Below are 25266 nucleotides of genomic sequence, written 5' to 3' on the forward strand. Positions count from 1 at the left end.
CGGGGTGCGGCGGCGGCAGCGGCGATGATGGAGCCATGGGAATCGACGCGAACGCGGTGCTGTGGTCCTCCTCCGAGAAGGACCGGGCGGACCGGCCGCTGCTGGTGCTCCTGCACGGCTACGGCTCGCACGAGGGCGACCTGTTCTCGCTCGGCGCGTACCTGCCGCTGGAGCCGGTGCTCGCCTCCCTCCGGGCCCCGATCGCCCTGGACGGGCGGGCGAACGCGTGGTGGCCGTTGCGCGTGCCGCTGGATCCGGAGCGCCTGACGACCGACCCGGACGCCGTCGAGCGCGCCGTGCAGGACGTGCTCGACTGGCTCGACGCCCTGCAGCACCCCGGTCCCGTCGGGCTGCTCGGGTTCTCGCAGGGAGCGGCCCTGGCGGTGCAGCTGCTGCGGCGCGCTCCCGCCCGCTTCGCGTTCGCCGTCGCCCTGTCGGGCTTCGTCGTGCCGCTGGCCGAGGGCGACGAGGCCGACGAGCGACTCGCGCGGGAGCGTCCGCTCGTCTTCCGCGGGCGAGGGACACTCGACTCGGTCATCCCGCCGAGCGCCGTGGCCGAGGGCGACGCCTGGTTCCCGGCGCACACCGACCTGGACTCCCGCGTCTACGAGGGGGTGGCGCACGGGGTGAGCCAGACCGAGATCGCGGACGTCAGCTCCTTCATCCGCCGCGCCTTCGGCTGAGGGCGCCGACCACCGGCGCCGCGTCAAGGGTTTGCCCGCGGCGGACGCGCCCGTCAGTGTCGGTGGTGGCAGGGAGGATGGAACCATGCCCACCGAACCCGGCGGCAGTGCTCTCGAGCGCTTCTCCCCCGCCACCCGCGCCTGGTTCCAGGGTGCCTTCCCGGCGCCCACGGCGGCGCAGGAGGGCGCGTGGTCGGCGATCTCCTCCGGATCCCACGCGCTCGTGGTGGCCCCCACCGGCTCGGGCAAGACGCTGTCGGCCTTCCTCTGGGCCATCGACCGCCTCGTGCAGGGTCCGCCGCCGGAGGATCCGCAGCACCGCACCCGCGTGCTCTACGTCTCGCCGCTGAAGGCGCTGGGCGTCGATGTCGAGCGGAACCTCCGCTCGCCGCTGGTCGGCGTGACCCAGACGGCGCTCCGCCTGAGCGCGGAGGGCGTCGGAGGGGCTCCGTCGACCGTCACGGTCGGCGTCCGCTCCGGGGACACCCCCGCGGCCGAGCGCCGCGTGCTGCAGAAGACCCCGCCCGACATCCTCATCACGACGCCCGAGTCGCTCTACCTGATGCTCACCTCCGCCGCCCGGGAGTCGCTGCGCGGCGTCGAGACCGTCATCGTCGACGAGGTCCACGCGGTCGCGTCGACCAAGCGCGGTGCGCACCTCGCCGTCTCGCTCGAGCGGCTCGACGCCCTGCTGACGAAGCCGGTGCAGCGCATCGGTCTCTCGGCGACCGTGCGGCCCCGCGAGGAGGTGGCCCGGTTCCTGGCCGGTCGCTCGCCCGTCTCGATCGTCGCCCCCGTCTCCGAGAAGCAGTGGGACCTCACCGTCGTCGTCCCGGTCGAGGACATGTCCGAGCTCGGCGCCGCCGCACCCCAGGAGGGATCGACGATGGGCGCGACCGGTCCGCAGAGCGGATCGATCTGGCCCCACGTCGAGGAGTCGATCGTCGACCGCGTGCTCGCTCACACCTCCTCCATCGTCTTCGCCAATTCGCGTCGGCTCGCCGAGCGGCTGACAGCGCGGCTCAACGAGATCTACTCGGAGCGCCGCGAGGCCGACCTCGAGCGCGCCCGGTCGGCCGCCGAGCCGGTCGCGGTCGGCGCGCTCGTCGACGACGCGATCGGATCGATGGCCACGGGCGCCTCCCGGCGCGCTCCGGCCGAGCTGATGGGCGGCGCCGGCGGCACGAGCGGCACCGGGCAGTCGGCGCCCGACGACGAGCCCCTGCTCGCCCGGGCCCACCACGGCTCCGTCAGCAAGGAGCAGCGCGCGATCATCGAGGACGACCTCAAGTCCGGCCGGCTGCGCTGCGTGGTCGCCACCTCGAGCCTCGAGCTCGGCATCGACATGGGCGCCGTCGACCTCGTCGTGCAGGTCGAGACCCCGCCGTCGGTCGCCAGCGCCCTGCAGCGGGTCGGCCGCGCGGGCCACCAGGTCGGCGAGGTCTCGCGCGGCGCGTTCTACCCCAAGCACCGGGCCGACCTGCTGCACTCGGCCGTCACGACCGAGCGGATGCGCTCCGGACTGATCGAGGCGATCCAGGTCCCGGCGAATCCGCTCGACATCCTCGCCCAGCAGACCGTCGCCGCCACGGCGCTCGAGTCGCTCGACGTCGACGACTGGTTCGACACCGTCCGGCGCAGCGCCCCGTTCGTCTCGCTCCCGCGCTCGGCCTACGAGGCGACCCTCGATCTGCTGTCGGGGCGCTACCCCTCCGATCAGTTCGCGGAGCTGCGCCCCCGCCTCGTCTGGGACCGCGACGCCAACACCCTCACGGGCCGCCCCGGGGCGCAGCGCCTCGCCGTCACGAGCGGCGGCACGATCCCCGACCGCGGACTCTTCGGCGTCTTCATGGTCGGGGAGCCCGGCTCCACCGGCAACCGCGTCGGCGAGCTCGACGAGGAGATGGTCTACGAGTCGCGGGTCGGCGACGTCTTCGCGCTGGGTGCGACGAGCTGGCGGATCCAGGAGATCACCTACGACCGCGTGATCGTCACGCCCGCCTTCGGCGAGCCGGGGCGCCTGCCCTTCTGGAAGGGCGACTCCCAGGGCAGGCCCGCCGAGCTCGGCGAGGCGATCGGAGCATTCACCCGCGAACTCGGCGGAGCGGCCGTCGATCCGGCCCGGGCGCGCTGCGCCGAGGCCGGTCTCGACGAGTACGCGACGAACAACCTGCTCTCGTTCCTCGACGAGCAGCGCATCGCCACCGGTCAGATCCCCGACGACCGCACCCTCGTGCTCGAGCGCTTCCGCGACGAGCTGGGCGACTGGCGGCTCGTCCTGCACTCGCCGTACGGCATGCAGGTGCACTCGCCGTGGGCACTGGCCGTCGGGGCCCGGGTGCGCGAGCGGCACGGCGTCGACGGCGCGGCGATGGCGGGCGACGACGGCATCGTGGTCCGCATCCCCGACACCGAGTCCGAGCCCCCGGGCGCCGAGCTCTTCCTCTTCGAGCGCGAGGAGCTCGAGTCGCTCGTGACCAGCGAGGTGGGCGGCTCGGCGCTGTTCGCGGCCCGGTTCCGCGAGTGCGCGGCGCGGGCGCTGCTCCTGCCCCGCTACAACCCCGGCAAGCGCTCGCCGCTCTGGCAGCAGCGCCAGCGGGCGGCGCAGCTGCTCGACGTCGCGCGGACCTACCCGACCTTCCCGATCATCCTCGAGACCGTCCGCGAGTGCCTGCAGGACGTCTACGACCTGCCCGCTCTGCTGCGGCTCGCCGCACGGCTCGACGGACGCGAGCTGCGGATCCTCGAGGTCGAGACGCCGACCGCGAGCCCCTTCGCGCGGTCGATGCTGTTCGGCTACGTCGCCGCGTTCATGTACGAGGGCGACAGCCCACTCGCCGAGCGGCGGGCCGCGGCGCTCTCGGTCGACGCGGCGCTGCTCGGGGAGCTGCTCGGCCGTGCCGAGCTGCGCGAGCTGCTCGACCCCGTCGTGCTCGCGCAGATCGAGCGCGAACTGCAGCGCGTCGAGCCCGAGCGCCGACTGCGCGGCCTCGAAGGCGCCGCCGACCTCCTGCGCCTGCTCGGCCCGCTGACCATGGACGAGCTGGGCGAGCGCCTCGTCGAGGAGTCGGTCGCCTCGGCCGACGTCGCGGCCGCTCCCCCGATCGCGCGCGAGACGCTCGAGGCGGTCGTCGCCCAGCTCGTGAAGGCGAAGCGCGTCCTGCCCGTCGGGCTCGGTGGCGAGCAGCGCTACGCGGCGATGGAGGACGCGGCGCGGCTGCGCGACGCCCTCGGCACACCCCTGCCCATCGGCGTGCCCGTGGCGTTCATCGACCCGGTGCGCGACCCCCTCGGCGACCTCGTCGCCCGCTACGCCCGCACCCACGGTCCGTTCACGGCGGCAGCGGTCGCCACGCGGCTGGGGCTCGGCGTCGCGGTCGTCACCGACACCCTCCGCCGCCTCTCCGGCGAGCGGCGGGTCACCGAGGGCGAGTTCCGCCCGAACGGCACGGGCAGCGAGTGGTGCGACGCCGAGGTCCTGCGCCGGCTCCGCAGCCGCTCCCTCGCCGCCCTCCGCAAGGAGGTCGAGCCGGTCCACGGGGCCGCCTACGGGCGGTTCCTGCCCACCTGGCAGCACGTCGGCGGCTCGCTGCGCGGCATCGACGGGGTCGCCTCCGTCATCGACCAGCTCGCCGGAGCACCCATCCCGGCCTCCGCGTGGGAGACGCTGATCCTCCCATCCCGGGTCCGCGACTACTCTCCCGCGATGCTCGACGAGCTCACCGCCACCGGTGAGGTGCTCTGGGCCGGAGCGGGGACGCTGCCCGGCAACGACGGCTGGGTGAGCCTGCACCTGGCCGAGACCGCCGGTCTCACCCTGCCCGTGCCCGGCGAGACGCTGCCGCTGGGCGAGCTGCAGCAGGAGATCGTGGGCGTGCTCGGCTCGGGGGGCGGCTACTTCTTCCGCCAGCTCTCCGACGCCGTCGGCTCCACCGACGACTCCGCCCTCGTCGACGCCCTGTGGGAGCTCGTGTGGGCGGGGCTGCTCACGAACGACACCCTCGCGCCGCTGCGCACCCTCGTCGGCACGAGCGGAGGCGCCCATCGGCAGCCGCGGGCGCCCGCGCGGGCCCGCGCACCCCGCGGCCGCATGATGACGCGCCCGACGATGCAGACGCGCGTCGGTCCGCCCACCGCCGGCGGCCGCTGGTCGATCGTTCCGCTCGCCGAGTCCGATCCGACGGTCCGCGGGCACGCCCTCGGCGAGGTGCTCCTCGAGCGCTACGGCATCGTCACCCGCGGCTCCGTGCAGGCCGAGGGGGTGCTCGGAGGCTTCGCGCTGGCCTACAAGGTCCTCAGCGGCTTCGAGCAGCAGGGCCGCGCCCGTCGCGGCTACTTCATCGAGAAGCTCGGAGCCGCGCAGTTCGGCACCGCCGGCAGCGTCGACCGACTGCGGACCTTCGCGCCGCAGGACGACGCTCTCGATCGTCCGCGCCCCGTGCTCGCCCTGGCCGCCACCGACCCCGCCAACCCGTTCGGAGCGGCCCTGCCGTGGCCGCAGGGCGAGGGCCACCGCCCGGGTCGCAAGGCGGGCGCGCTCGTGGCGATCGTCGACGGCGAGCTGGCCGTCTACCTCGAGCGCGGCGGCAAGACCGCACTCACCTTCACGTCGGACGAGACCGCTCTCGCGGACGCGGCCGGGGCGTTCGCGCAGCTGGTCCGCTCCCGCGGCGTCGAGAAGCTGACCGTGGAGAAGATCGACGGCGAATTCTCGCTCGGCACGCCGCTGGGCGACGCGCTCGTCGCGGCGGGCTTCGTCGCCAACCCCCGCGGTCTCCGGATGCGCGCGTGAGCCCCGGAGGGAGCCCCCGTGCCCGAGGGTGACACCGTCTACCGATCCGCGCACAACCTCGCCGAGGCGCTCGACGGCCAGGTTCTGACGACGTGCGACGTCCGCGTGCCGAAGTACGCGACCGTCGACCTCACGGGGGAGACCATCGACTCCGTCGTGCCCCGCGGCAAGCACCTGCTGATGCGGGTCGGCGATGCGCTCATCCACTCGCACCTCAAGATGGAGGGCAGCTGGCACCTGTACCCCCTCGGCGGCGAGCGGCCGAAGTGGCACCGCCCCGCGTTCCAGGCGCGCATCGTGCTCGAGACGCCCGAGTGGCAGGCCGTCGGCTTCGAGCTGGGCCTGCTCGAGATCGTGCCCCTCTCCGCCGAGCAGGACGTCGTCGGCTACCTCGGTCCCGACCTCCTCGGCCCCGACTGGGATGCGGACGAGGCTCTGCATCGCCTCTCCGCCGACCCCGAGCGGCCGATCGGCCTCGCCCTGCTCGACCAGCGGATCATGGCCGGCCTCGGCAACGTCTACCGGGCCGAGCTCTGCTTCCTCCGGGGAGTCCTGCCGACCCGTCCGGTCGGCGAGTCCGGCGATCTCGTGCGCACGATCGCCCTCGCCAAGAAGCTGATCACGGTCAACCGGGAGCGCATCGAGCGCACCACGACAGGCAACCTCCGGCCCGGGCAGCAGCTCTGGGTCTACGGCCGCGACCGCCGGCCCTGCCGCCGCTGCGGCACGCCGATCCGCCAGGGCGAGCTCGGCGACAGCGAGCTGCAGTTGCGGGTCACCTACTGGTGCCCGCACTGCCAGAGCTGAAGGACCCCAACAGAACCGCTGGCACGTGTCGCGCGCCTTCACCGACGTCGAGGAGCATTCGGAAGCTCATCGTCGAGATCACCCGACCACAGCACTCCCTCTCCGTCGGGGCGAACGAAGTGGACTCCGTCGCCGAGGGGCTCTGAGACGCTCTCCTGGATCTCCGCCGCTCCGGATCGGGCGTCCATTCCTGAGTCGGCGCCGAAGAAACGGCGTAAGCCGAGGACGAGACCAGGCTCGAAGCTGCTGCGATAGATGACGGCGACATGCGCCGGCCCGTCCACCCAGGCGGCGAGGATCTCCGGAGTTCGGGCATCCGGCCCGATGTCCTGCGACACGAACTCGAAGAACAAGGTCAAGATGTCGTGGATCAAGTCTGTCTCCGGCAAGATACCTCCTGGCAATGAGATTTGCTCAATACTAGCGTGAGGAGCACAATGAGACAGAAGACCTCACGGACCATCGGCGTCGTACTCATCACCCTCGGGCTACTCGTCGGCGCAGCAACACCGGCAGAAGCAGCCCAGCCGCCGAAGGGATACCAGACCGACCAGGTGGTGGCGACAGTAGAGAACCCTCGGTCGGGCAAGTTCCTCTTGCGTCGCGGCTTCTGGGACGCCGACATTCAGCGAGGATTCGGGATGGATAAGGCGTGACACAAGCACGCTCTGACCTCCCGGGCAGCCCAGAAGGTGCTCCTCGGCTCCACGAACAACAAAAAACAGTCCAATGGCAACTTCGATCTTCGGACGTACGTCGGTAAGTACGACTGCAAGGACCAGTGGAACTGCACCTTAAGAGAACAGATGCTCGTTCACGCGATTTTCGACCCGACGACCTATACCAACTATCACGGCTGGCCGGTCAATGGCAAATTAGGCATGGTGACCGCCTATTGTGACAACAACGGCATCGAGAAGTGTCCACGATGGGTGACCTATGCGCTCACCAATCCTGGTAAAACGAATCCTTATCGTCTCAGCGGTGAGAGCACCGAGAAGTCCGGGCCGACTCCCCTGCCTGCGGAATCAACCCAACGATCGCAAACAGACTCGGCTGTCCTCAAGTGGAGCTACAACGAGTTGGCGCGGACAACTGCCAGAGAGTAGCGGCTCCATCACTCGTCGCTGAGGACGGCGGACCCGAACTTCCTTCCACCAAATCCTCGCACTCCGAGTTCCGAGGCTGTCGACGAGTGCCCGCCCTGCCGGACCCGAGGGCGACACTCCGCCTTCGCGGTCGGCAGGGACCGGCGAGCACGACCGGCGCGACCGGTATCGCCCCGTTCGCGGTCAGCACGCAGAGCGTGTTTTCGAGCGAGCGCCCCACTCAGGCCCTCCTCACCATCAGGTGACCACGCCCGGCGAATCCACGACCTCCGTCGCGACGGCGTACCTCACCGAGACCGACTGACCGTCACCACCGATCGACTGGAGCACCCGCCGGTCGTCCCGCGGGGTGGGGCCACTCTCCCCCCTCGGTTCGTCACGCAGAAGCCGGTGCTACTCCGCCTTCGCCGCGCGCGGGGCGGGCACGTGGGCGGTGTGCACGGTCAGCACGAGCCGCTCGATCGACTCGACGCGCGGAGCCACCTCGCCGCCGTTCGCGACGATCCAGCTGCCGACCAGCAGCAGCTCGTCCTGGCCCGCGGTCAGCGGACCACTGACGGCGAAGGTGCCCAGCGTCGGAGTCGAGAACGTCACGCGCACGGGAGCGCCGTGCTGCAGCCCCTCGACCGAGCGCTCCCCCGCCGGCGCCTCGGGCGCCGCCGCCAGCCCCAGGCTCTGCACCTCGGTGCCCGTTCCGAGGAACACGTCGGCGACCACCAGCTCTCCGCCGACCGCGCGGCCGACGACGCCCTCGATGCCGTAGAGCCCGTAGCGGGGCGAGCGGATGAGCATCCGCACGTCGTCGCCGACGCCGATCTCGGCGAGCGCTCCCCGGATCGACTGCACGTCGCGGCGGGCGGGAGCGGAGGCCAGGGCGTCGAGGATCTGCATCCGATCAGGGTAGCCCGCCGCGGCCCTGCGACGAGGGCCCGGGAACGACGAAAGCCCTGCCGGAGCAGGGCTTTCGAGAGGTGCGGAGTCGGTGGGATTTGAACCCACGGAACCCAATAAAGGGTTCTCCACCTTAGCAGGGTGGTGCACTCGACCGGACTATGCGACGACTCCCGAGCGCCCGCTGGGCGAACGCACGACGACCATCATAACCGCACCCGACGGGCCGGGACGACACCGGCCCGCCGGGCATCCGGGAGGCGGCGGCTACTGCTCGTCGAGTGTGCGGCCGACGGTGCAGGTCTCCTGCTGGGCCGTCTGCCCCGAGACGTCGCTCGGGAGCGCCACGGCGGTCTCCTCCGGCACCGGGGCGGTGGTGGCGGGCGCGCCGGTCTCCTCGGGAGTGGGCTCCGGGGTCGCGGGCTCCTCGGGAACCGAGGGGACGGGCGTGGATCCGTCGGCCGACTCGGAACCGCCGCCGGTCGTGCCGGTCAGCGCGATCGGCTGGTCGGCCTGCAGCGCGGCGGTCAGCGTGGCCGCCGCCTCCTCGCTCGGGTAGACGCCGTTGCCGTCGATGAACGTGGGGTACTGCACGAAGACCACGTTGGCGAGGTCGACGTCCTTCACGGCGAGGCCGATCGAGACCATGGTGTTGACGTTCTCGAGCGAGGTCGAGAGCTGCATGTTCGACACCGCGGCCTTGGCGAGCCCGTACAGCGCGACGGGGTTCGACAGGGTCGAGGCGCTCTTCACCTTGCGCACGAGCGACGAGAGGTAGACCTGCTGGCTCGAGATGCGGGTGAGGTCGCTGCCGTCGCCGACACCGTGCCGCGTGCGCAGGAACGCCAGCGCCTCGGCGCCGACGAGTGTGTGGGTGCCGGCCGTCAGCGTGAGGCCCGTGTACACGTCCTCGAGGGGTGTCGCGACGCAGACGTCGACGCCTCCGACCGCGTTGGACATCTCGATGACGCCCTCGAACTGGATGAGCGCGGCGTAGGGGATCTCGAGACCCGTGAGCTGCTCGACCGTCTGCACGGTGCAGGCGAGACCGCCGAGCTCGAGCGACTGGTTGATCTTCTCCGAGCTCACCGGCTCGGTCACCGCTCCCGTGGCCGGATCGGTGCACGAGGGGATCGGCACGTACAGGTCGCGGGGGAAGCTGACGACCTCGACCGTCGAGTGGTCCTCCGAGATGTGCATCAGCATCGTCACGTCGTTGAGGTTCTCGGAGCGGTCGCCGAACGCCCCCGCCTCGGAGCCCTCTGCGCTGTCGCTGCCGGCGAGGAGGATGTTGACCCCGCCCTCGATCGCGCCGATCTCGGGCACCGGGCTGCCGGACGAGCCGGCCTCGAGGTCGACGGACGGACGAGCGCTGCCGGCGATCATCGACACCGCGATCGCGACGATGCAGACGGTGCTGACGACCCCGACCCCGATGCACGCGGCGAGGACGCGACCGAGGTGGCGCAGTCCGCTCTGGGGGCGCAGACGGCCGTGCCGCGCGGCGGTCCTGCGCGACGGGGCGGGTTCGCTCATCGGGTCGTTCTCCCTCTCCGTAGCGCGGCAGGAGCCGCCTCGTGCCGCTCACCGCCGATCGGCGCTCCAGGAGGAGCGTATCCCGCGGGGCGCTCGCGCCTCCGGCTCAGCCGAAGAACCCGACCGAGCAGGTCTGCTGATCGGCCCTCATGCCGGTGACCTTGTCGGGCAGTGCGACCTCGGCTCCGTCCGTGGGAGCCGGTGCCGCCGTGCCGGGAGTCGCCTCCGCGGTCGCGAGCGGCTCGGCGGTCGCGGGGCCGGCGGGCGGCTCGGTCGTGGCGGGCGTCTCGGCGGCGGGCTCGCCCTCGACGACCGCGCCACCGCCGGTCCCTCCGGTGATCGCGATCGGCTGGTCGGCCTGCAGCGCGGTCGCCAGGACGTCGCCCGCGGTGCGATCGGGCACCACTCCGCCGTACGCCTCCGCGGTGGGGTACTGCGCGAAGACGATGTCCGCCAGGTCGACGTCGCTGAGCGCGAGGCCCATCTGCACCATGGTGTTGACGTTGTTGAACTCGGTCGAGAGCGTCATGTTGCCCAGGGCCGCCTTGGCGAGCCCGTAGAGGGCGACCGGGTTCAGGAGGGTGTCGGCGCTCTTGATCTCGCGCATGAGCGACGAGAGGAACACCTGCTGGTTGCTGATGCGGGTGAGGTCGCTGCCGTCGCCGATGCCGTGGCGGCTGCGCAGGAACTGCAGCGCGGCCATGCCCTCCAGGGAGTGCGTGCCGGGCTCGAGGTAGGTGTTCGTGTACGGGTCGGCGATCTCGGTGGCGACGCAGACGTCGACTCCGCCGACGGCGTTCGACATCTCGATGACGCCGTTGAACTGGACCACCGCGCCGTAGTCGACGCTGATGCCCAGGAGGTCCTCGACGACGCCGGCGACGCAGCCCAGGCTGACCTCCTTGCCCATCGCCTCGTTGATCTTGGTGCCGGAGCGCTCGGCGATCGTCTCGCCGGTGGCCGCGTTCACGCAGGACGGGATGTCGACGTACATGTCGCGCGGGAAGGAGACGACGGTGGCGTTCGTGTGGTCGGCCGAGACGTGCAGGAGCATGTTCACGTCGTTCAGGACGCTCGTCTCCTGGTCTGGGTCGCCGTAGGCGTCGCCCTGGCCCTGGCGGGAGTCGCTGCCGACGACGAGGACGTTGAAGCCGCCCTCCAGCGCGCCGATCTCGGGGGCCGAGGCGGCCGCTCCGACACCGGAGCCCGCGGCCACCGGATGCAGATCGACGGACGGCTGGGCGGACTGCACGAGGAGGGTCGCGGCGATCGCGACGATCGAGACCGACGCGGCGATTCCGACTCCGGAAACCGCTGCCGCGGCCTTCACGAGGGTGCGCGGGAGGCTGTGCCGCTTCTGCCGACCGTGCCGCACGAAGGGACGCGGGGACCGCGCCGACTCGTCCGCGGCGGATCGGTCCGTCGAAGGGCGCGTCCTGAGCATCCGTCTCCCGTTCGTGTGCGTGCGTGCTGCCTGGTTCCTGCGCGCCGCAGCCGGGAGGGGGTCACCGGCGAGCGCGCGTCGGGACATAGTACCCGGGGACCTGCGGAACGGCCGGGGAAGCCGTCAGCGACCGGATCACGACCGCGGACGCGCAGACGGGACGGGACGGGCCGCGCCGCTCGCTCGCGGTGCCGCCGGCGCCCGGGATCGTCGATCGGAGCGGAGGGCTAGGGATTCGAACCCTAGAGACATTTCTGCCCACCAGTTTTCAAGACTGGCTCCATCGGCCGCTCGGACAGCCCTCCCGGCCGCGCTCCCGAGGGGGCGCGACAGTCGATGGTAACCGACAGGCGTCCCGGGGGCGGGGAACCCGTTCGTAACCGAGGACGGGAGCACTGCGGCGACGCTCCGTGCCGCCGGCGGGCACTCCGAACCTCGGTTGCGAACGGCGCGATGCGCGTCAGCGCACAGCCAAGATCGTCAGCGGAGCGCCGAGCGCTGTCAGCGCAGCGACGACAGGGCGGCGGCGACGCCGTCCTCCTCGACCGTGGGGATCACGGCGGAGGCGACCGCGCGGACCTCGTCGGGGGCCTGGCCCATCGCGAGGCCGGCGCCCTGCTCGGCGGCCCAGGTGAGCATCTCGATGTCGTTGCGGCCGTCGCCCAGGGCGACGACGTCGGAGCGCTCGATGCCGAGCTCCTCGCGGACGACCTCGAGGGCGGTCGACTTGTTGACGCCGTGCGGGGCGATGTCGAGCCAGGCCGTCCAGCCGATGGCGTAGCTGACCTGGTGGAGCCCCATCTTCTCGACGAGGCCCGAGAACTCGTCGATGCCGGTCTCGGGCGAGATGACGACGACGCGGGTGCACAGGCGGCCGAGGAGCTCCTCGAACGGGACGTGGGTGGTCTCGACGCCCATCACCGCGCCGCCGGGGAACGCCTCGGTGTAGAAGAAGGCACCGTGCTCGTCCTCCACGGCGTAGTGCGCCTCGGGGAGGAACCGGAAGATGTTCTGCAGCACCTCGGTGGGGTCGAACGTCTTGACGATCTCGGGACGGTAGCCGCCCTCGGCGCGCTCGTCGCGGCGCAAAGTGACGGCGCCGTTGCAGCAGATCACGAACTCCGGAGCGATGCCCAGGCGCGCCACGACCGGCAGCGTCGACGCGGGCGAGCGGCCGGTCGCCAACATGACCTCGTCGCCCTGGCGCTGGACTCGCAGGATCTCCTCGATCACGGCGTCGGTGATCGTGCCGTCCTCGTGCATGACGGTGCCGTCGATGTCGAGGGCGATGAGGCGCCGACCGGAGGCGGCGCTCATGCGGTCGCGACCGGCTCGAGGACCTCGAGGCCGCCCAGGTGCGGGCGCAGCGCCTCCGGGACCACGACCGAGCCGTCGGCGCGCTGGTGCGTCTCGAGGAGTGCGACGATCCAGCGCGTGGTCGCGAGCGTGCCGTTCAGAGTCGCGACGGGAGCGGTCTTCCCGGACTCGGTGCGGTAGCGGGTGTCGAGACGGCGGGCCTGGAACGTGGTGCAGTTCGAGGTGGACGTGAGCTCGCGGTACGCGTCCTGCGTGGGCACCCAGGCCTCGACGTCGAACTTGCGAGCCGCGCTCTGGCCGAGGTCGCCCGCGGCCGTGTCGATCACGCGGTAGTGCAGGCCCAGGCTCTGCAGCATGCCCTCCTGGTACGAGAGGAGGCGCTCGTGCTCGGCCTCCGCGTCCTCCGGGAGCGTGTAGACGAACATCTCGAGCTTGTTGAACTGGTGCACGCGGATGATGCCGCGGGTGTCGCGACCGCCCGAGCCGGCCTCGCGGCGGTAGCAGGTGCTCCAGCCCGCGTAGCGCTTGGCGCCGTGCGAGAGGTCGAGGATCTCGTCGCTGTGGTAGCCGGCGAGGGCGACCTCGCTGGTTCCGGTGAGGTAGAGGTCGTCGTCGCGGAGGCGGTAGACCTCGTCGTCGTGCTCGCCGAGGAAGCCGGTGCCGTCCATGATCTCGGGCTTGACCAGCGTGGGGGTGATCAGCGGGGTGAAGCCCGCCTCGAGCGCGCGCTCGAGGCCGAGGTTCATCAGGGCGATCTCGAGGCGGGCGACGAGGCCCTTGAGGAAGTAGAAGCGGGCGCCGCTGACCTTCGCTCCCCGCTGCATGTCGATGCCGTCGAGGAGCTCGCCGATCTCGAGGTGGTCGCGGGGCTCGAAGTCGAAGACCGGGCGCTCGCCGACCGTCTTGACGAGCTCGAACTTCTCCTCGCCGCCGGCCGGCACGCCGTCGATGACGGGGTTCGCGATGCGCTTCACGAGCGAGGTGAAGCGCTCGTCGGCCTCGGCCGCCTCCTGCTGGGCCTGCTTGGCGGCGGCGGCGAGGCGCTGCGCCTCCTGCACGAGGGCGGCCTTCTCGTCCTTCGGGGCCTTCGCCACGGTCTTGCCGAACGCGTTCTGCTCGGCGCGCAGGCGCTCGGCCTCGGTGATCGCGGCACGCCGGACGCGGTCGGCCTCGAGGGCCTCGTCGACGAGCTCGACGGAGTCGCCGCGCGCCTCCTGCGAGCGCTTGAGGACGTCCGGGTTCTCGCGTAGGAGCAGTGGATCGATCACCCCGGCAGTTTAGCCGGGGGCGCGCATCCCGCCCGCCGCACCTGGGGATCGACCGAGCAGGCGATCCGATCGCGGGCAGTGCTGAGACTCTAGGGGGCCCCCTCCCCCGTCCCCCGAAGTGGAACCACCGCATGACCGACCAGACCTCCCCCGTCCTCGTCGAGCGCGACGGGCCGACCGCCCGCATCGTGCTGAACCGCCCCGACGCCCTGAACGCCATCGACCTCGGCCTGGCCCGGGCGCTCCTGGGCACCGTGGCCGACCTCGACGCCGATCCGGCGGTCGCGGTCATCGTGATCCAGGCGGCAGGCCGGGCCTTCTGCACCGGCGGCGACGTCTCGGCGATCATGAGCGCGCCGGAGCCGGAGCTCTACCTCCGCGACGTCGCGACCACCTCGGCCGAGGTCTTCCGCCTGCTCGAGAGCGCCCGGGCCGTCGTGGTCTGCGCGATCGACGGGATGACGGCGGGGGCCGGCATCGCCTTCGCCCTCGCGGCCGACATCGTGGTCGCGACGCCCGCGGCGGTGTTCCTCAGCGCCTACGGCGACGTCGGCCTCGTGCCCGACTGCGGAGTGACGGTCGCCCTCCCCCGCACGATCGGCCGGCGCCGCGCGCTCGACTTCGCCCTCACGGGCCGACCCGTGCGCGCGCTCGAGGCGCTGGAGTGGCAGCTCGTCACCGAGATCGTGCCGCGGGCCGATCTCGCGGCGCGGATCGACGAGCGCGTCACGGCGCTCGCCTCCCGACCCGCTCACGTGGCCGCCGCGACCCGTCGGCTGCTGCGGACGGATCCGCTGGACCTCGCGGAGCGGATCGAGGAGGAGACCGGCCTGCTGGTCGACTTCCTCGCGGTGCCCGCGACCCGGGCGCTCCTGGACGCCGAGCACGACCGCCAGCGCGCCCGCCGCGCCCGCACCACCGCCGGGGTCTAGGACCCGTTCAGCCCCGGCACCGGCGGCGCCCGCTACCGTTCGTGCATGGCGGAGACGGGACCGAGGCGAGCGGCGGTCGTCGTGAACCCCTCGAAGGGCGATCAGGCGCGGCTGCGCGCGCTCGTGGCGGCGGCGGAGCAGGAGCACGGCTGGGAGGCGACGGTCTGGTTCGAGACGACCCCGTCGGAGCCGGGCGCCACGCAGGCCCGCGCGGCCGTCGCCTCCGGGGTCGACGTCGTGCTCGCCGCCGGCGGCGACGGCACGGTGCGCTCGGTGGCGGAGGGGCTCCGCGGCTCGGGCACGGCCCTCGCGGTGCTGCCGTTCGGCACGGGCAACCTGCTCGTGCGCAACCTCGGCCTGCCGCTGGGCTTCGAGGAGGCGGTGCGCGTCGCGTTCGGCGGCGGCGAGCGCCGGATCGACACCGGAGTGGTGACGCTGGAGCGCCCGGACGGCGAGCGGGTCGAGAACGTCTTCCTCGTCATGGCCGGCCTGGGCATCGACGCGAAGATGATCGCGAAGACCAGCACGAAGCTGAAGAAGGCGGTCGGCTGGCTGGCCTACGTGGACGGCGGGATGCGCGCGCTGGCCGAGCTGGAACCCGTGAAGCTGCGGTACTCGCTCGACGGCTCGGCCTCGCGGTCGGTCTCGGTCCACTCCGTGATGGTCGGCAACTGCGGTGTCCTGCCGGGCGGGATCCTGCTGATCCCCGACGCCGAGCCGGACGACGGCGTGCTCGACATCGTGGCGCTGCGCCCGCGCGGGCCGCTGGGCTGGCTCAAGGTCTGGAACACGATCACGTGGGAGAACGGCGTGCTGCGCCGCTCCGCCGCCGGCCGCAAGCTGATCGACCTGCGCGAGGACGCCCGCGACGTCATCTACCTCAAGGGGGAGGACATCCGGATCCGCGTCGACGAGCCGCAGGAGATCCAGCTCGACGGCGACGGCTTCGGACTCGCCAAGGGCGTGCGGATCCGCGTGGACACGGGGTCGCTGCTCGTCCGGGTGCCCGTGCGCTGAGCCGCGGGCGATCCGTCAGCGCCGCCACTCCGGCGGCGGCACCGCGAGGCCGTCGAGGTCTGCGAGCGAGGCCGCTCCCGACTGCCGCAGCATGCTGCGGAACTCGCCGTCGATCACCGCGAGCAGCGCCGCCACCTCGTCCGCGCCCCCGACCGCGAGCGCCCACATCGCCGGCCGTCCGACGAACACGGCGCGGGCCCCGAGAGCGAGCGCGGCGAGCACGTGCCGGCCGCTGCGCACCCCGCTGTCCACGTACACCTCCGCGTCGCGGCCCACCGCCTCGACCACCTCGGCGAGGGCGCCGACGGCGGTGATCGAGCCGTCCATCCGCCGTCCCCCGTGCGTCGAGACGACGACCCCGGAGGCGCCGGCGTCGACCGCGCGGCGCGCGTCCTCGCCGCGCAGCACGCCCTTGACCACCACCGGGCGCCCGGTGACCGACGCGAGCCACTCGATGTCGTCGAGGCCGGGATGCGGCACCGGGCGGCCGAGCACGCGCTCCCGCTCGTGGGGCGTGAGGTTGCCCAGGCGCGCACGTCCTGGCACGTCCGGCCAGGTCAGCGGTTCGACCCCGGCGCGCTCCTCGCGCAGCACCGGAGTCTCGACGGTGAGCAGCATCGCGCCGGCGCCCGCCTGCGAGGCCCGCTCCACCAGGGCGCGCGTCACGTCGCGCTCGGCCAGCAGGTACACCTGGAACCACCACGGCGCACCCGCCGCCGCGATGCGCTCGAAGGGCACGGCCGTGTTGGTCGAGACGCCCAGCAGCGTGCCGGCGCGCGCCGCCGCCTCCGCCATCGCCTCCTCGCCCCGCGGATCCGCGGCCACCTGCTGCGCCATCGGAGCGATCATCACCGGGCTCTCGAGCCGGGTGCCGAGCACGGTGGTCGCGATCGACGTGTCGGGCTCGCCGCGGAGTGCCGCCGGCCGGAACCGCACCGCGTCCCAGGCCGCGAGATCGGCGTCGCGCTCGAGGCGGCCCCCGGCGACCGCTCCGTAGTAGTCGGCGACGAACCACGGGAGTGCCGCGCGGGCGCGCTCCTCGAGCTCGGCGGCGAGGCGCAGCGACGGGGCGGTGCCGTCAGTGCTCCTGCTCTCAGTGCTCCTGCCCTCGATGCTCGTGCCCTCAGTGCTCGTGCCCTCGATACTCATGGCCTCGATACTCCTCCCCTCAGCGCTCCTCGAGAGCCTCGACCTCGAGGACGAGCGCCGAGGACGGGGCGAGCAGCGGTGTGCGCAGGCCCACCCCGGCCAGGAGGGACCCCGGGAGGACCACCTCGCCGCGGCTGATCCACGGCGGCGGGACCGCATCGAGGAAGCGCTCCGGACGCAGCTCCTCGACAATCCGCACCCGGTAGCCCAGCGCGGGGTCGAGCCCCACGAGACGGGTGGGCGGCGGGACCGCGTCCTCCCCGGTGCCGGATCGAGCCAGCCGGTACACGGCGTGCCTGCGGTCCGGCGAGACCGCTCCCGTGAGCTCCGACCCGTCGTCGGCGGTGGGGCCGTGCACGAGCCCGGCGGTCGCGAGCAGCGGTCGGAGCCGCTTCGAGAGGCGGATCCACGCACCGAGCGCCTCGAGCTCCTCGGGGCTGCTGCCGGTGATGTCGGCCTCGATGCCGGGCGAGGAGAAGAGCGTCGCGGCCATCCGGAACGACAGATCGGCCGTGCGACCGGTGGTGTGCGCGCGGGCCGGACCGACGTGGCTGCCGATCAGCTCGGGCGGCAGGAGCAGCTCGGTCCAGCGCTGGATGCGCAGCCGCTCGAGCGGGTCGTTGGTGTCGGAGGCCCACACCCGGTCGGTGCGGGCGAGGATCCCCAGATCGACGCGACCTCCTCCGGAGGCGCACGACTCGATCTCCAGGCCGGGGTGACGCGCCCGGAGCGCGTCGAGCAGGGCGTAGACCGCGCGGGTCTGCGCTCCGGCACCCGGCCGGCCCGCGTGCACGGCCTCGAGCAGATCGCGGTTGTGGTCCCACTTGAGGTAGTCGATCGCGTACTCCTCGACGAGCGAGGAGAGCCGCTCGAGCAGCAGCGCCGACACCTCCGGGCGCGCGACGTCGAGCACGTGCTGGTGGCGCCAGCTGCGGGCGCGGCGCGGGGTCTCGAGGAGCCAGTCGGGGTGCTCCCGGGCGAGCCTCGACTCCGGGTTCACCATCTCGGGCTCGACCCACAGGCCGAACTGCATGCCGGCGGCGCGCACGTGCTCGACCAGCGGGTGCAGCCCCTCGGGCCACACCTCGTCGTCGACGCTCCAGTCGCCCAGGCCCGCCGAGTCGTCCCGGCGGCCGGAGAACCAGCCGTCGTCGAGGACGAAGCGCTCGACCCCGATCGAGGCCGCCGTGTCGGCCAGCCGGATCAGCGTGGGCAGGTCGTGCCGGAAGTAGACGGCCTCCCACGTGTTCAGGTGCACGGGACGCGGAGTGCGCGGGTGCGACGGGCGGGCGCGCAGCGAGGCGTGCATCCGGCGCGAGAGGCCGTCGAGGCCCTCGTCGCTCCAGACGAAGTGCGCGGGCGGAGTGGTGAAGCGCTCGCCGGGGGCCAGGGCGATCTCGCCCGCCCGCAGCAGCTCTCCCGCGCCCAGGGCGCCCCGGCCCTCGGGCAGCCGGTCGACGCGGTGCACGGAGTCGCTGCTCCAGGCCAGGTGCACGCCCCAGACCTCGCCGGTGCGGTCGCCGAAGCCGGCCGTGCCCGCGATCGCGAACGTGGGCGCGTCGTGCCCGGTGCGGCCGCGCCGCGACTCCCGCACGATGCTGCCGTGCGCGACCGGGCGGCGCTGCGGCGAGCGCTCGCGGGTCCAGCGGCCCGCGAGGTCGAGGAACTCGACGGCCCGGGCGTCCAGCGGCAGGGTCGCCTCGAGGATCGACGGCTCGACGACGCGCTCGCCGCGGTTCGTCAGCGCGTGCTCGACGACCAGCACTCCGGCGACGTCGAAGCGGAGCGAGGAGGACAGCGAGAGCTCGTCGGCGACGGCCTCGAGGCTGAGGCAGCGCTCGTCGCTCTCGAGCGAGACGACGCGCCACGACGGCAGCAGCGGCTCTCCGGCGATGTGGCCGGCGAGACCGGGGCGGCCCTGCCAGCCGTCCTGCTCGCCCGGGAGGATCGTCTGGGGCCACGGGGCGTCGAGAGCGCTCGAGGAGACCTGGCGGATCGACGCCTCGTCGAGCGCGGCGAGCGCCTCGGCGGCGACGGGGCCGGGATCGCGGCCCCAGTGCAGGACCTCGGGGAGGCCCTCCGCGCGCACGGCGACGATCAGCGCCGTGCCCGCCGAGCGGAGCATCCGGACCTCGGCGCTCATGCCGCACCGCCCTCGGCGACGACGCGCACGCCCCCGGCGGGGATCACGAGGGAGCCGTCGGCGGGCTCGCCCGTGACGAGATCGCGCCCGGTCGCCGCGACCACGGCCTCGTCGGCCGAGTGGTTGAGCAGGAACAGGAAGCGGCCGGCGGGCCCCTCCCGCCGCACCGCCTCCACACCCCGCGGCGCCTCGAGCACCGGGGCGGTCAGGGCGGGGTCGAGCAGGTCGAGCAGACCGCCGATCCCGTCGTCGTCGAGCATCGCCGAGACGTACCAGGCCTCGCCCTCGCCGTGGCTGCGGCGGGTGACGGCGGGCAGGCCGTCGAGGACACCGCCGCGGTACGAGGCGACGACCTCCGCGTCGAGGACCTGCAGCCGCTCGGTCCACTCCGCACCGCGCCAGCCGGTGTCGAGGGCGAACGACTCCTCCTCCTGCAGCGGGCCGAACTCCTCGGCGCCCGCGCCCAGCAGCGCCGAGAAGGCACCGGGAGCCAGGCCCGTCCGCACGCGGTTCGCGGGATCGACGATCCCGGAGAGCGGAGTCACGATGACGGTGCCGCCCTGCTCGGCGAACGCGGTCAGAGCCGCGACCGTCTCCTCCGACACCAGGAACAGCGCGGGCACCACCACGAGGGAGTAGCCCGAGAGGTCGCGCCACGGGGGGACGACGTCGACCAGCACGGTGCGGTCGAAGAGCACGCGGTGCCAGGCCCGCGCCTGCTCGGCCCAGCGGAGCCGGTTGTGCGGCTTGAGGCCGGAGGAGAACGCCCAGCCCGCCTCGTCGTCGTGCAGGAGCGCCACGCGGGCGGGCTCGACCCGGGTGCCCAGGACCGGCTCCAGGCGCTGCAGCAGCGCTCCGAGCTCGACGACCTCGCGCCAGACCTTCGTGCGGGTGCCCGCGTGCGGCAGCATCGCCGAGTGGAACTGCTCGGCTCCCGCCGTCGACGCGCGCCACTGGAAGAACATCGCCCCGTCGGAGCCGCGCGCCACGTGCGCGAGGCTGTTGCGGAGGATCTCGCCGGGGTCCTTGGCGCGGTTCCGCGGCTGCCAGCTCGCAGCACCGGTCGAGTGCTCGAGCAGGAGCCAGGGAGCGCGGTCCTCGGTCAGCCCCCGCATCCGGTCGGCCGAGAAGGCGAGGTCCTGCTCGCGGCGGGGATCGGCTCCCGTCGTGTAGTGGTCGTTGACGGCGATGTCGCAGTGCGGCGCCCAGCGCGCGTAGTCGACCACGTCGGGCCCCTGGCCGACCATGAAGTTGGTGGTGATCGGAGTCTCGATGCCGGCCGCGCGCAGGGTGTCCCTCTCGGCGAGGTAGTGCGCCAGCAGCTCGTCGGAGGAGAAGCGGTCGAAGTCCAGCTGCAGTCCCGGGTTGTGCATCGCTCGCGATCCCCGCGGCGGGAGGATCTGCTCGAAGTCGGAGTAGCGGTGACCCCAGAACGCGGTTCCCCAGCTCGCGTTCAGGGCGTCGAGGGTCTCGTAGCGCTCGCGGAGCCAGCGGCGGAAGGCCGCGGCGGACTCGTCGCACCAGCAGTGCCGGTTGCCGCCGCCGAGCTCGTTCGAGACGTGCCAGAGCGCGACCGCGGGGTGCTGTCCGTAGCGCTGGGCGAGAGCGCCGGCGATCCGGAGCGCGTGGGTGCGGAAGACGGCGGAGCTCGGGCACCAGCCCAGACGGCCGCCGGGGTGTACGGGGACGAGGTCGGCGTCGACCGGCAGGATCTCCGGATGCGCGGCGAGCAGCCAGCTCGGCGGGGCCGCGGTGGGGGTGGCGAGATCGATCGCGATGCCCGCCTCGTGCAGGAGCCCGACGATCTCGTCCAGCCACTCCCAGTCGAAGACGCCCTCGGCCGTCTCGACGAGCCCCCACGAGAAGACGCCGAGCGTCACCATCGTGACGCCCGCCTCCTGCATCAGCGCCACGTCCTCCCGCCACACCTCCCGGGGCCACTGCTCGGGGTTGTAGTCGCCGCCGAAGGCGAACCGGGAGAGGACGGAGGCGCGGAGGGCCCGGGGATCGACGCTGGTCACCCTGCGAGCATCCCGTCGGCCGAGGGGCTTTGTCAAGCGATGGAACAAAGGGGCGGAAGAGGCGGCTTCAGGCGGAGGGGGATCTCGATACGCCCGCTGCGCGGGCTACTCGACCAGCAGGGGGGCCGCAGCGCGGGCTGAGGGATCAGCAGGAGGGTGGCCGCACCTCACGCCAGCAGGGTCCGGATGGCCAGCGCGGCGCCCGCGCGGGCCCACTCCGAGAAGTCCCAGGTGCGCACGTCGAGCTCGACCGGCACGGCCTCGCGCTCGAGGCGCTCGGCGATCCCCGAGCGGATCGACGCCTCGGCGAACGCGACCACCGCGATGCCGTCTCCGCTGACCACGACCTTCTCGGGGTCGACGAGGTTGGCGACCTCCGCGATGATCACCCCGAGGGCGCGTCCGGCGCGCTCGAACGCGCGCAGCGCCTCCGGATCGCCGTCGCGCGCGGCCTCGACGACCTCCTCGTACGAGGCGCCGGGACGACAGGAGGCCGCGACGACCGCGTCGTTGACGAGCATCGTCGACGCGCAGCCGCGGTGGCCGTGCGCGCAGAGGTCGCCGTGGGGATCGACGATCGTGTGGCTGACCTGGCCGGGTCGGCTGTGCCCGCCCTCCACCAGGCGCCCGTTCACGACGAGCCCGCAGCCGATGCCGGTGCCGACCGTGACGAGCGCCATCGACTCGAGCCCGGCGCCGGCGCCGAACCAGTGCTCGGCGGCGGTCAGCGCCTGCACGTCGTTCTCGACGGAGCACGCGAGTCCCGTCGCCTCCCGGACGAGGCGCGCGAGGTCGACGTGATGCCAGTCGAGGAACGCCGAGTGCTCGACGACCGCGCCGCCGGGGTCCTGCCGCACCCGCCCGGCGATCGCGATGCCGATGGAGGTCAGCCCGACGCCCTCGCCGGCGAGCTCGAGGGCCGCCTCGGCGATCTGCCGCACGACCTCCGCCACGTCGCTGCTTCTCAGCGGGTGCTCGGTCGACGCCGTCACCTCGGCGCCGAGGTCGGTGACGACCGCGTAGAGCGCGTCGCCGGTGAGCTTGATCCCGAGGAAGCGGCGGGCGGAGCTGCGCACCCGCAGCATCTCGGAGGGGCGGCCGGTCGCCGCCATCAGCCGCGTCTCCCCCTCCGCGAGCAGCCCCGCCTCGACGAGGGTGCGCGAGATGCGCGTCAGGGACGCCCGCGAGAGTCCGAGCCGCCGGGCGATCTCGGCGCGCGGCAGCGATCCGTGGATGAGCACCTCGAGCAGGGTCGCCCGCGTCGCGGACGGCATCTCCTCGATCCGGAACGCCTCGGGCGGCGCGAGGGGTGCGACCGGGACGGGAGCGGTCACCGGCGAAGAGGTCACGACGCCGAATGTAGTCCGTCGGAGGGACTCACGCGGCCCCCACGGCCGCCGGGCGGCTGCCCGCGTGCTCCCACTCGCCGGTGAAGTGGTTGAAGCAGACGGAGTTGTCGATCCGCGAGCGGTCCGGCGCGTCCTCCGAGCCCACGACCTTGCCGACCCGCTCGGGGTCGGGGGCGGCGAGCGCGAGCAGCCGCGTGTAGTCGTGCTGCGGGTTCAGGATCACGTCGTCCGCCGGACCCCGCTCGACGATCCGGCCGCGGTAGAGCACGAGGATCTCGTCCGAGAAGTGCCGCGCGGTCGCCAGGTCGTGGGTGATGTAGAGGACAGCGAGGCGGTCCTCCCGCTGCAGCCGGCCGAGCAGGTTGAGCACTCCCAGGCGGATCGACACGTCGAGCATCGAGACCGGCTCGTCGGCGATGACGACCTGCGCGCCCGGAGCGAGCGCCCGGGCGATGGCGACGCGCTGCCGCTGCCCGCCCGAGAGCTCGTGCGGGCGACGGGGCGCGAACTCCTCCGCCGGCTCGAGGTTCACCCGACGGAGCATCTCGAGCACCCGCTCGTGGGTCTCGGCCGCGGTCCGCGTGCGGTGGTGGATGCGCAGCGGCCGGGCGATGTGGTGCTCGAGCGAGTGGAACGGGTTGAGCGAGGCGAAGGGGTCCTGGAACACCATCTGCACGTGCCGCCGGTAGACCGAGCCCTGCACCGGCGTTCGGTCGTCGAGGGTGACGTCGACGGATCCGGACGTGGGCTTCTCGAGCCGCGCGAGGATCCGCGCGATCGTCGACTTCCCCGATCCGGACTCGCCCACCAGGGCGACGGTGCGCCCGGGGACGAGGTCGAACGAGACGTGGTCCACCGCTCGGAACGCCTCGCGGCGCAGGCCCTTGCGGATGCTGAAGTCCTTCACCAGATCGGTGACGCTGACGCTGGTCATGCGATGTCCTCCTCGAGAACGGCGTCGGGATTCGCTCCCGATCGGATGAAGGCCCCGCGCGTGCCGGAGAGGCTCGGGAACGAGCCCAGCAGCTTGCGGGTGTACGGGTGCTCGGGCGCGCGGTAGATCTGCTCCGCCGTCGCGAGCTCGACGATCTCGCCGCGCAGCATCACGGCGATGCGGTCGCTGATCTCGAGCAGCAGCGGCAGGTCGTGGGTGATGAAGATCACGGCGAAGCCCAGCTCGTCGCGCAGCCGCACGATCTCGCGGAGGATGTCGCGCTGCACGACCACGTCCAGCGCGGTCGTCGGCTCGTCCATGATCATCACCTGCGGCTCGAGGATCATCGCCATCGCGATCATCACCCGCTGCCGCATGCCGCCCGAGAGCTCGTGCGGGTAGGAGGTGAGCCGCACCGGATCCACGCCCACGCGGCGCAGGACGTCGGCCGCCCGCTCCTTCCGCTCCTTCCGCGACAGCCCCGGCCGGTGCGCGACCAGGACGTCGTCGAGCTGCGCCCGCACCGAGGTGACCGGGTTGAGCGCGTTCATCGCCCCCTGGAACACCATCGACAGCTTCGACCAGCGGAAGGCCCGCATCCCGTCGTCACCCAGTTCGAGCAGATCGGTGGAGGTGCCGTCGCGGTCGTGGAACACCACCCGGCCCGAGGCGATGCGCGCCGGCGGCTTGTGCAGCCGGTTGACCGCGTAGGCGAGGGTCGTCTTGCCGCAGCCGGACTCTCCGGCGAGGCCCAGGATCTCGCCCTCGCCGAGGCGGAAGGTGGCTCCGCGGACCGCCGTGACGGGCGACTCCACCTCGTAGACGACGCCGAGGTCCTCGACCTCGAGCACGGTGCGGGTCATGCGGCGCTCCTTCGCGCGGTGCGGGCTCCCGAGCGCTCGGCCTTCGCCGCCGCGCGGGCGCGACGGGCGTGCAGGCGGACGTTCTTCAGCCGCGGGTTGATGATCTCGTCGATCGAGAAGTTGACCAGCGAGAGGCCCATGCCGAACAGCGCGATGATCAGGCCGGGAGGGCCGAACCACCACCAGGCGCCCAGCGGCAGAGCGAAGCCGTTCTGCGCGTAGAAGAGCATCGTGCCCAGCGTCGACGAGTTGGACGCGCCGAGGCCGAGGAAGGACAGGCCCGCCTCGCCGAGGATCGCCGCGATCACCGCGAAGACGAACTGCGACGCGAGCACCGGCAGCAGGTTGGGCAGGATCTCGACCGCGATCACGCGCCAGGCGCGCTCCCCCGCGACCTTCGACGCCGAGACGTAGTCGCGACTGCGGATCGAGAGGGTCTGCGCGCGCAGGACCCGTGCGGACCCGGCCCAGCTCGTGATGGCCAGCACCACGCCGATGGTCCAGAGACCGCGCTGCTCCTGGGGCACGAAGCCCGAGATGACGATCACGAGCGGCAGGCCGGGGATCACCAGGAACACGTTCGAGAAGAGCGAGAACGCCTCGTCGACGATGCCGCCGAGGTACGCGCCGAGGATCCCGAAGAAGGCCGAGAGCGCCGTCGCGAGGATCCCCACGATCAGGCCGATCTCGAGCGAGCCGCGGGTGGCGAACGCGAGCTGGGCGAGCACGTCCTGCCCGGTCTGCGTCGTGCCGAGCCAGTGCTCGGCCGACGGCCCGGTCAGGCCGATGTCGCGGATGGTCGTCGGGTCGCCCACGAGGAGCGGACCGACCAGGCCGAACAGGGCGACGCCGAGGACCAGCGCGAGCCCCACGATCAGCCACGGGGTCGGCGTCGGCAGCATCATCCGCCAGGCCGGCCGCGGGGGCCGTCCCTTGGCGGCGTCGACGGTCGCGAGCTGCTCGGTCGCGTCGACGACGACGGTGTCGGAGGAGGGGGCGAGGTTCGTCATC

At 72.7% G+C, this 25266-nt stretch carries 20 protein-coding genes and 2 tRNA genes; 7 read left to right on the top strand and 15 right to left on the bottom strand.

Annotated elements, in window-relative coordinates; genetic code table 11:
* The first annotated feature begins 35 nt into the window (after positions 1-35).
* The 3 genes from IOC53_RS04660 (at position 36) to IOC53_RS04670 (ending at position 6282) form a co-directional block, all read left to right on the top strand.
* A complete protein-coding gene (locus IOC53_RS04660; protein WP_207403203.1) occupies positions 36-683 on the top strand; it encodes an alpha/beta hydrolase in 648 nt (215 codons plus the stop codon).
* A gap of 85 nt (positions 684-768) precedes the next feature.
* Positions 769-5475, top strand: coding sequence for an ATP-dependent helicase (locus IOC53_RS04665; RefSeq protein WP_207403204.1), 4707 nt, complete (start codon positions 769-771; stop codon positions 5473-5475).
* A gap of 18 nt (positions 5476-5493) precedes the next feature.
* Positions 5494-6282, top strand: a complete 789-nt coding sequence (locus IOC53_RS04670) for an Fpg/Nei family DNA glycosylase (protein ID WP_207403205.1) — start codon at positions 5494-5496, stop codon at positions 6280-6282.
* 38 nt (positions 6283-6320) lie between these two features.
* On the opposite strand, the gene IOC53_RS04675 is transcribed toward IOC53_RS04670, so the two are convergent.
* Entirely contained in the window at positions 6321-6656 is a 336-nt protein-coding gene (locus IOC53_RS04675; protein ID WP_207403206.1) for a hypothetical protein, read from the bottom strand.
* A 63-nt stretch (positions 6657-6719) separates the two neighbouring features.
* Between IOC53_RS04675 and IOC53_RS04680 the strand changes: the two genes are divergently transcribed.
* Both IOC53_RS04680 and IOC53_RS04685 read left to right on the top strand, forming a co-directional pair.
* Positions 6720-6938: a hypothetical protein gene (locus IOC53_RS04680; protein WP_207403207.1), complete on the top strand. Its 219-nt coding sequence runs from the start codon at positions 6720-6722 to the stop codon at positions 6936-6938.
* A gap of 36 nt (positions 6939-6974) precedes the next feature.
* Complete coding sequence (locus IOC53_RS04685) at positions 6975-7391, top strand: hypothetical protein (protein WP_207403208.1); 417 nt, start codon at positions 6975-6977, stop codon at positions 7389-7391.
* A gap of 393 nt (positions 7392-7784) precedes the next feature.
* Here the strand turns inward: IOC53_RS04685 and IOC53_RS04690 are convergent, their stop codons facing one another.
* The 7 genes from IOC53_RS04690 to serS all read right to left on the bottom strand — a co-directional run bounded on the left by IOC53_RS04690 (position 7785) and on the right by serS (position 13847).
* Entirely contained in the window at positions 7785-8282 is a 498-nt protein-coding gene (locus IOC53_RS04690; protein WP_242682922.1) for a hypothetical protein, read from the bottom strand.
* Between the two features lie 83 nt (positions 8283-8365).
* A tRNA-Ser gene (locus IOC53_RS04695) sits at positions 8366-8456 on the bottom strand.
* Positions 8457-8549: 93 nt separating this feature from the next.
* The gene (locus IOC53_RS04700; RefSeq protein WP_207403209.1) at positions 8550-9818 is read right to left on the bottom strand and encodes an LCP family protein; all 1269 of its coding nucleotides are present in this window, start codon (positions 9816-9818) and stop codon (positions 8550-8552) included.
* A 106-nt stretch (positions 9819-9924) separates the two neighbouring features.
* On the bottom strand, positions 9925-11193 hold the full coding sequence (locus tag IOC53_RS04705) for an LCP family protein (protein ID WP_207403210.1): 1269 nt from the start codon (positions 11191-11193) through the stop codon (positions 9925-9927).
* Between the two features lie 289 nt (positions 11194-11482).
* Positions 11483-11567, bottom strand: a tRNA-Ser gene (locus tag IOC53_RS04710).
* A gap of 196 nt (positions 11568-11763) precedes the next feature.
* On the bottom strand, positions 11764-12579 hold the full coding sequence (locus IOC53_RS04715; RefSeq protein WP_207403211.1) for an HAD family hydrolase: 816 nt from the start codon (positions 12577-12579) through the stop codon (positions 11764-11766).
* Positions 12576-13847, bottom strand: a complete 1272-nt coding sequence (serS, locus tag IOC53_RS04720; RefSeq protein ID WP_207403212.1) for a serine--tRNA ligase — start codon at positions 13845-13847, stop codon at positions 12576-12578. The genes IOC53_RS04715 and serS overlap by 4 nt, the downstream gene beginning before the upstream one ends.
* A gap of 131 nt (positions 13848-13978) precedes the next feature.
* On the opposite strand from serS, the gene IOC53_RS04725 reads away from it, so the two are divergent.
* Positions 13979-14779 carry an enoyl-CoA hydratase/isomerase family protein gene (locus IOC53_RS04725; protein WP_207403213.1) on the top strand — a complete coding sequence of 267 codons (801 nt, stop codon included), beginning with the start codon at positions 13979-13981 and terminating at the stop codon, positions 14777-14779.
* A gap of 45 nt (positions 14780-14824) precedes the next feature.
* The gene (locus tag IOC53_RS04730) at positions 14825-15796 is read left to right on the top strand and encodes a diacylglycerol kinase family protein (RefSeq protein WP_207403214.1); all 972 of its coding nucleotides are present in this window, start codon (positions 14825-14827) and stop codon (positions 15794-15796) included.
* A gap of 15 nt (positions 15797-15811) precedes the next feature.
* Here IOC53_RS04730 and IOC53_RS04735 read toward each other — a convergent pair whose 3' ends face one another.
* From IOC53_RS04735 to IOC53_RS04765, 7 genes are all read right to left on the bottom strand, one after another.
* The gene (locus tag IOC53_RS04735) at positions 15812-16945 is read right to left on the bottom strand and encodes an alpha-hydroxy acid oxidase (RefSeq protein WP_207403215.1); all 1134 of its coding nucleotides are present in this window, start codon (positions 16943-16945) and stop codon (positions 15812-15814) included.
* Between the two features lie 19 nt (positions 16946-16964).
* Positions 16965-19088, bottom strand: coding sequence for an alpha-galactosidase (locus IOC53_RS04740; RefSeq protein WP_207403216.1), 2124 nt, complete (start codon positions 19086-19088; stop codon positions 16965-16967).
* Positions 19085-21109 (bottom strand): beta-galactosidase, encoded by a 2025-nt coding sequence (locus IOC53_RS04745; protein ID WP_307786068.1) that lies wholly within the window; start codon positions 21107-21109, stop codon positions 19085-19087. The genes IOC53_RS04740 and IOC53_RS04745 overlap by 4 nt, the downstream gene beginning before the upstream one ends.
* Before the next feature lie 167 nt (positions 21110-21276).
* Positions 21277-22458 carry an ROK family transcriptional regulator gene (locus tag IOC53_RS04750; protein WP_207403218.1) on the bottom strand — a complete coding sequence of 394 codons (1182 nt, stop codon included), beginning with the start codon at positions 22456-22458 and terminating at the stop codon, positions 21277-21279.
* A gap of 28 nt (positions 22459-22486) precedes the next feature.
* On the bottom strand, positions 22487-23392 hold the full coding sequence (locus IOC53_RS04755; protein WP_207403219.1) for an ABC transporter ATP-binding protein: 906 nt from the start codon (positions 23390-23392) through the stop codon (positions 22487-22489).
* Positions 23389-24255 carry an ABC transporter ATP-binding protein gene (locus IOC53_RS04760; RefSeq protein ID WP_207403220.1) on the bottom strand — a complete coding sequence of 289 codons (867 nt, stop codon included), beginning with the start codon at positions 24253-24255 and terminating at the stop codon, positions 23389-23391. Before IOC53_RS04760 ends, IOC53_RS04755 begins: the two co-directional genes overlap by 4 nt.
* The gene (locus tag IOC53_RS04765; protein ID WP_207403221.1) at positions 24252-25265 is read right to left on the bottom strand and encodes an ABC transporter permease; all 1014 of its coding nucleotides are present in this window, start codon (positions 25263-25265) and stop codon (positions 24252-24254) included. The genes IOC53_RS04760 and IOC53_RS04765 overlap by 4 nt, the downstream gene beginning before the upstream one ends.
* Between the last annotated feature and the right edge of the window lies 1 nt (position 25266).

This window comes from Rathayibacter sp. SD072 (assembly GCF_017355185.1).
Lineage (GTDB): Bacteria > Actinomycetota > Actinomycetes > Actinomycetales > Microbacteriaceae > Rathayibacter.

What these genes read in the sequence shown, in the direction of transcription:
- IOC53_RS04660 (WP_207403203.1), top strand. Translation starts at nt 36, where the DNA reads ATGGGAATCGACGCGAACGCGGTGCTGTGGTCCTCCTCCGAGAAGGAC.
- IOC53_RS04665 (WP_207403204.1), top strand. Translation starts at nt 769, where the DNA reads ATGCCCACCGAACCCGGCGGCAGTGCTCTCGAGCGCTTCTCCCCCGCC.
- IOC53_RS04680 (WP_207403207.1), top strand. Translation starts at nt 6,720, where the DNA reads ATGAGACAGAAGACCTCACGGACCATCGGCGTCGTACTCATCACCCTC.
- IOC53_RS04690 (WP_242682922.1), bottom strand. Translation starts at nt 8,282, where the DNA reads ATGCAGATCCTCGACGCCCTGGCCTCCGCTCCCGCCCGCCGCGACGTG.
- IOC53_RS04700 (WP_207403209.1), bottom strand. Translation starts at nt 9,818, where the DNA reads ATGAGCGAACCCGCCCCGTCGCGCAGGACCGCCGCGCGGCACGGCCGT.
- IOC53_RS04715 (WP_207403211.1), bottom strand. Translation starts at nt 12,579, where the DNA reads ATGAGCGCCGCCTCCGGTCGGCGCCTCATCGCCCTCGACATCGACGGC.
- IOC53_RS04725 (WP_207403213.1), top strand. Translation starts at nt 13,979, where the DNA reads ATGACCGACCAGACCTCCCCCGTCCTCGTCGAGCGCGACGGGCCGACC.
- IOC53_RS04730 (WP_207403214.1), top strand. Translation starts at nt 14,825, where the DNA reads ATGGCGGAGACGGGACCGAGGCGAGCGGCGGTCGTCGTGAACCCCTCG.
- IOC53_RS04735 (WP_207403215.1), bottom strand. Translation starts at nt 16,945, where the DNA reads ATGAGTATCGAGGGCACGAGCACTGAGGGCACGAGCATCGAGGGCAGG.
- IOC53_RS04740 (WP_207403216.1), bottom strand. Translation starts at nt 19,088, where the DNA reads ATGAGCGCCGAGGTCCGGATGCTCCGCTCGGCGGGCACGGCGCTGATC.
- IOC53_RS04755 (WP_207403219.1), bottom strand. Translation starts at nt 23,392, where the DNA reads ATGACCAGCGTCAGCGTCACCGATCTGGTGAAGGACTTCAGCATCCGC.
- IOC53_RS04760 (WP_207403220.1), bottom strand. Translation starts at nt 24,255, where the DNA reads ATGACCCGCACCGTGCTCGAGGTCGAGGACCTCGGCGTCGTCTACGAG.
- IOC53_RS04765 (WP_207403221.1), bottom strand. Translation starts at nt 25,265, where the DNA reads ATGACGAACCTCGCCCCCTCCTCCGACACCGTCGTCGTCGACGCGACC.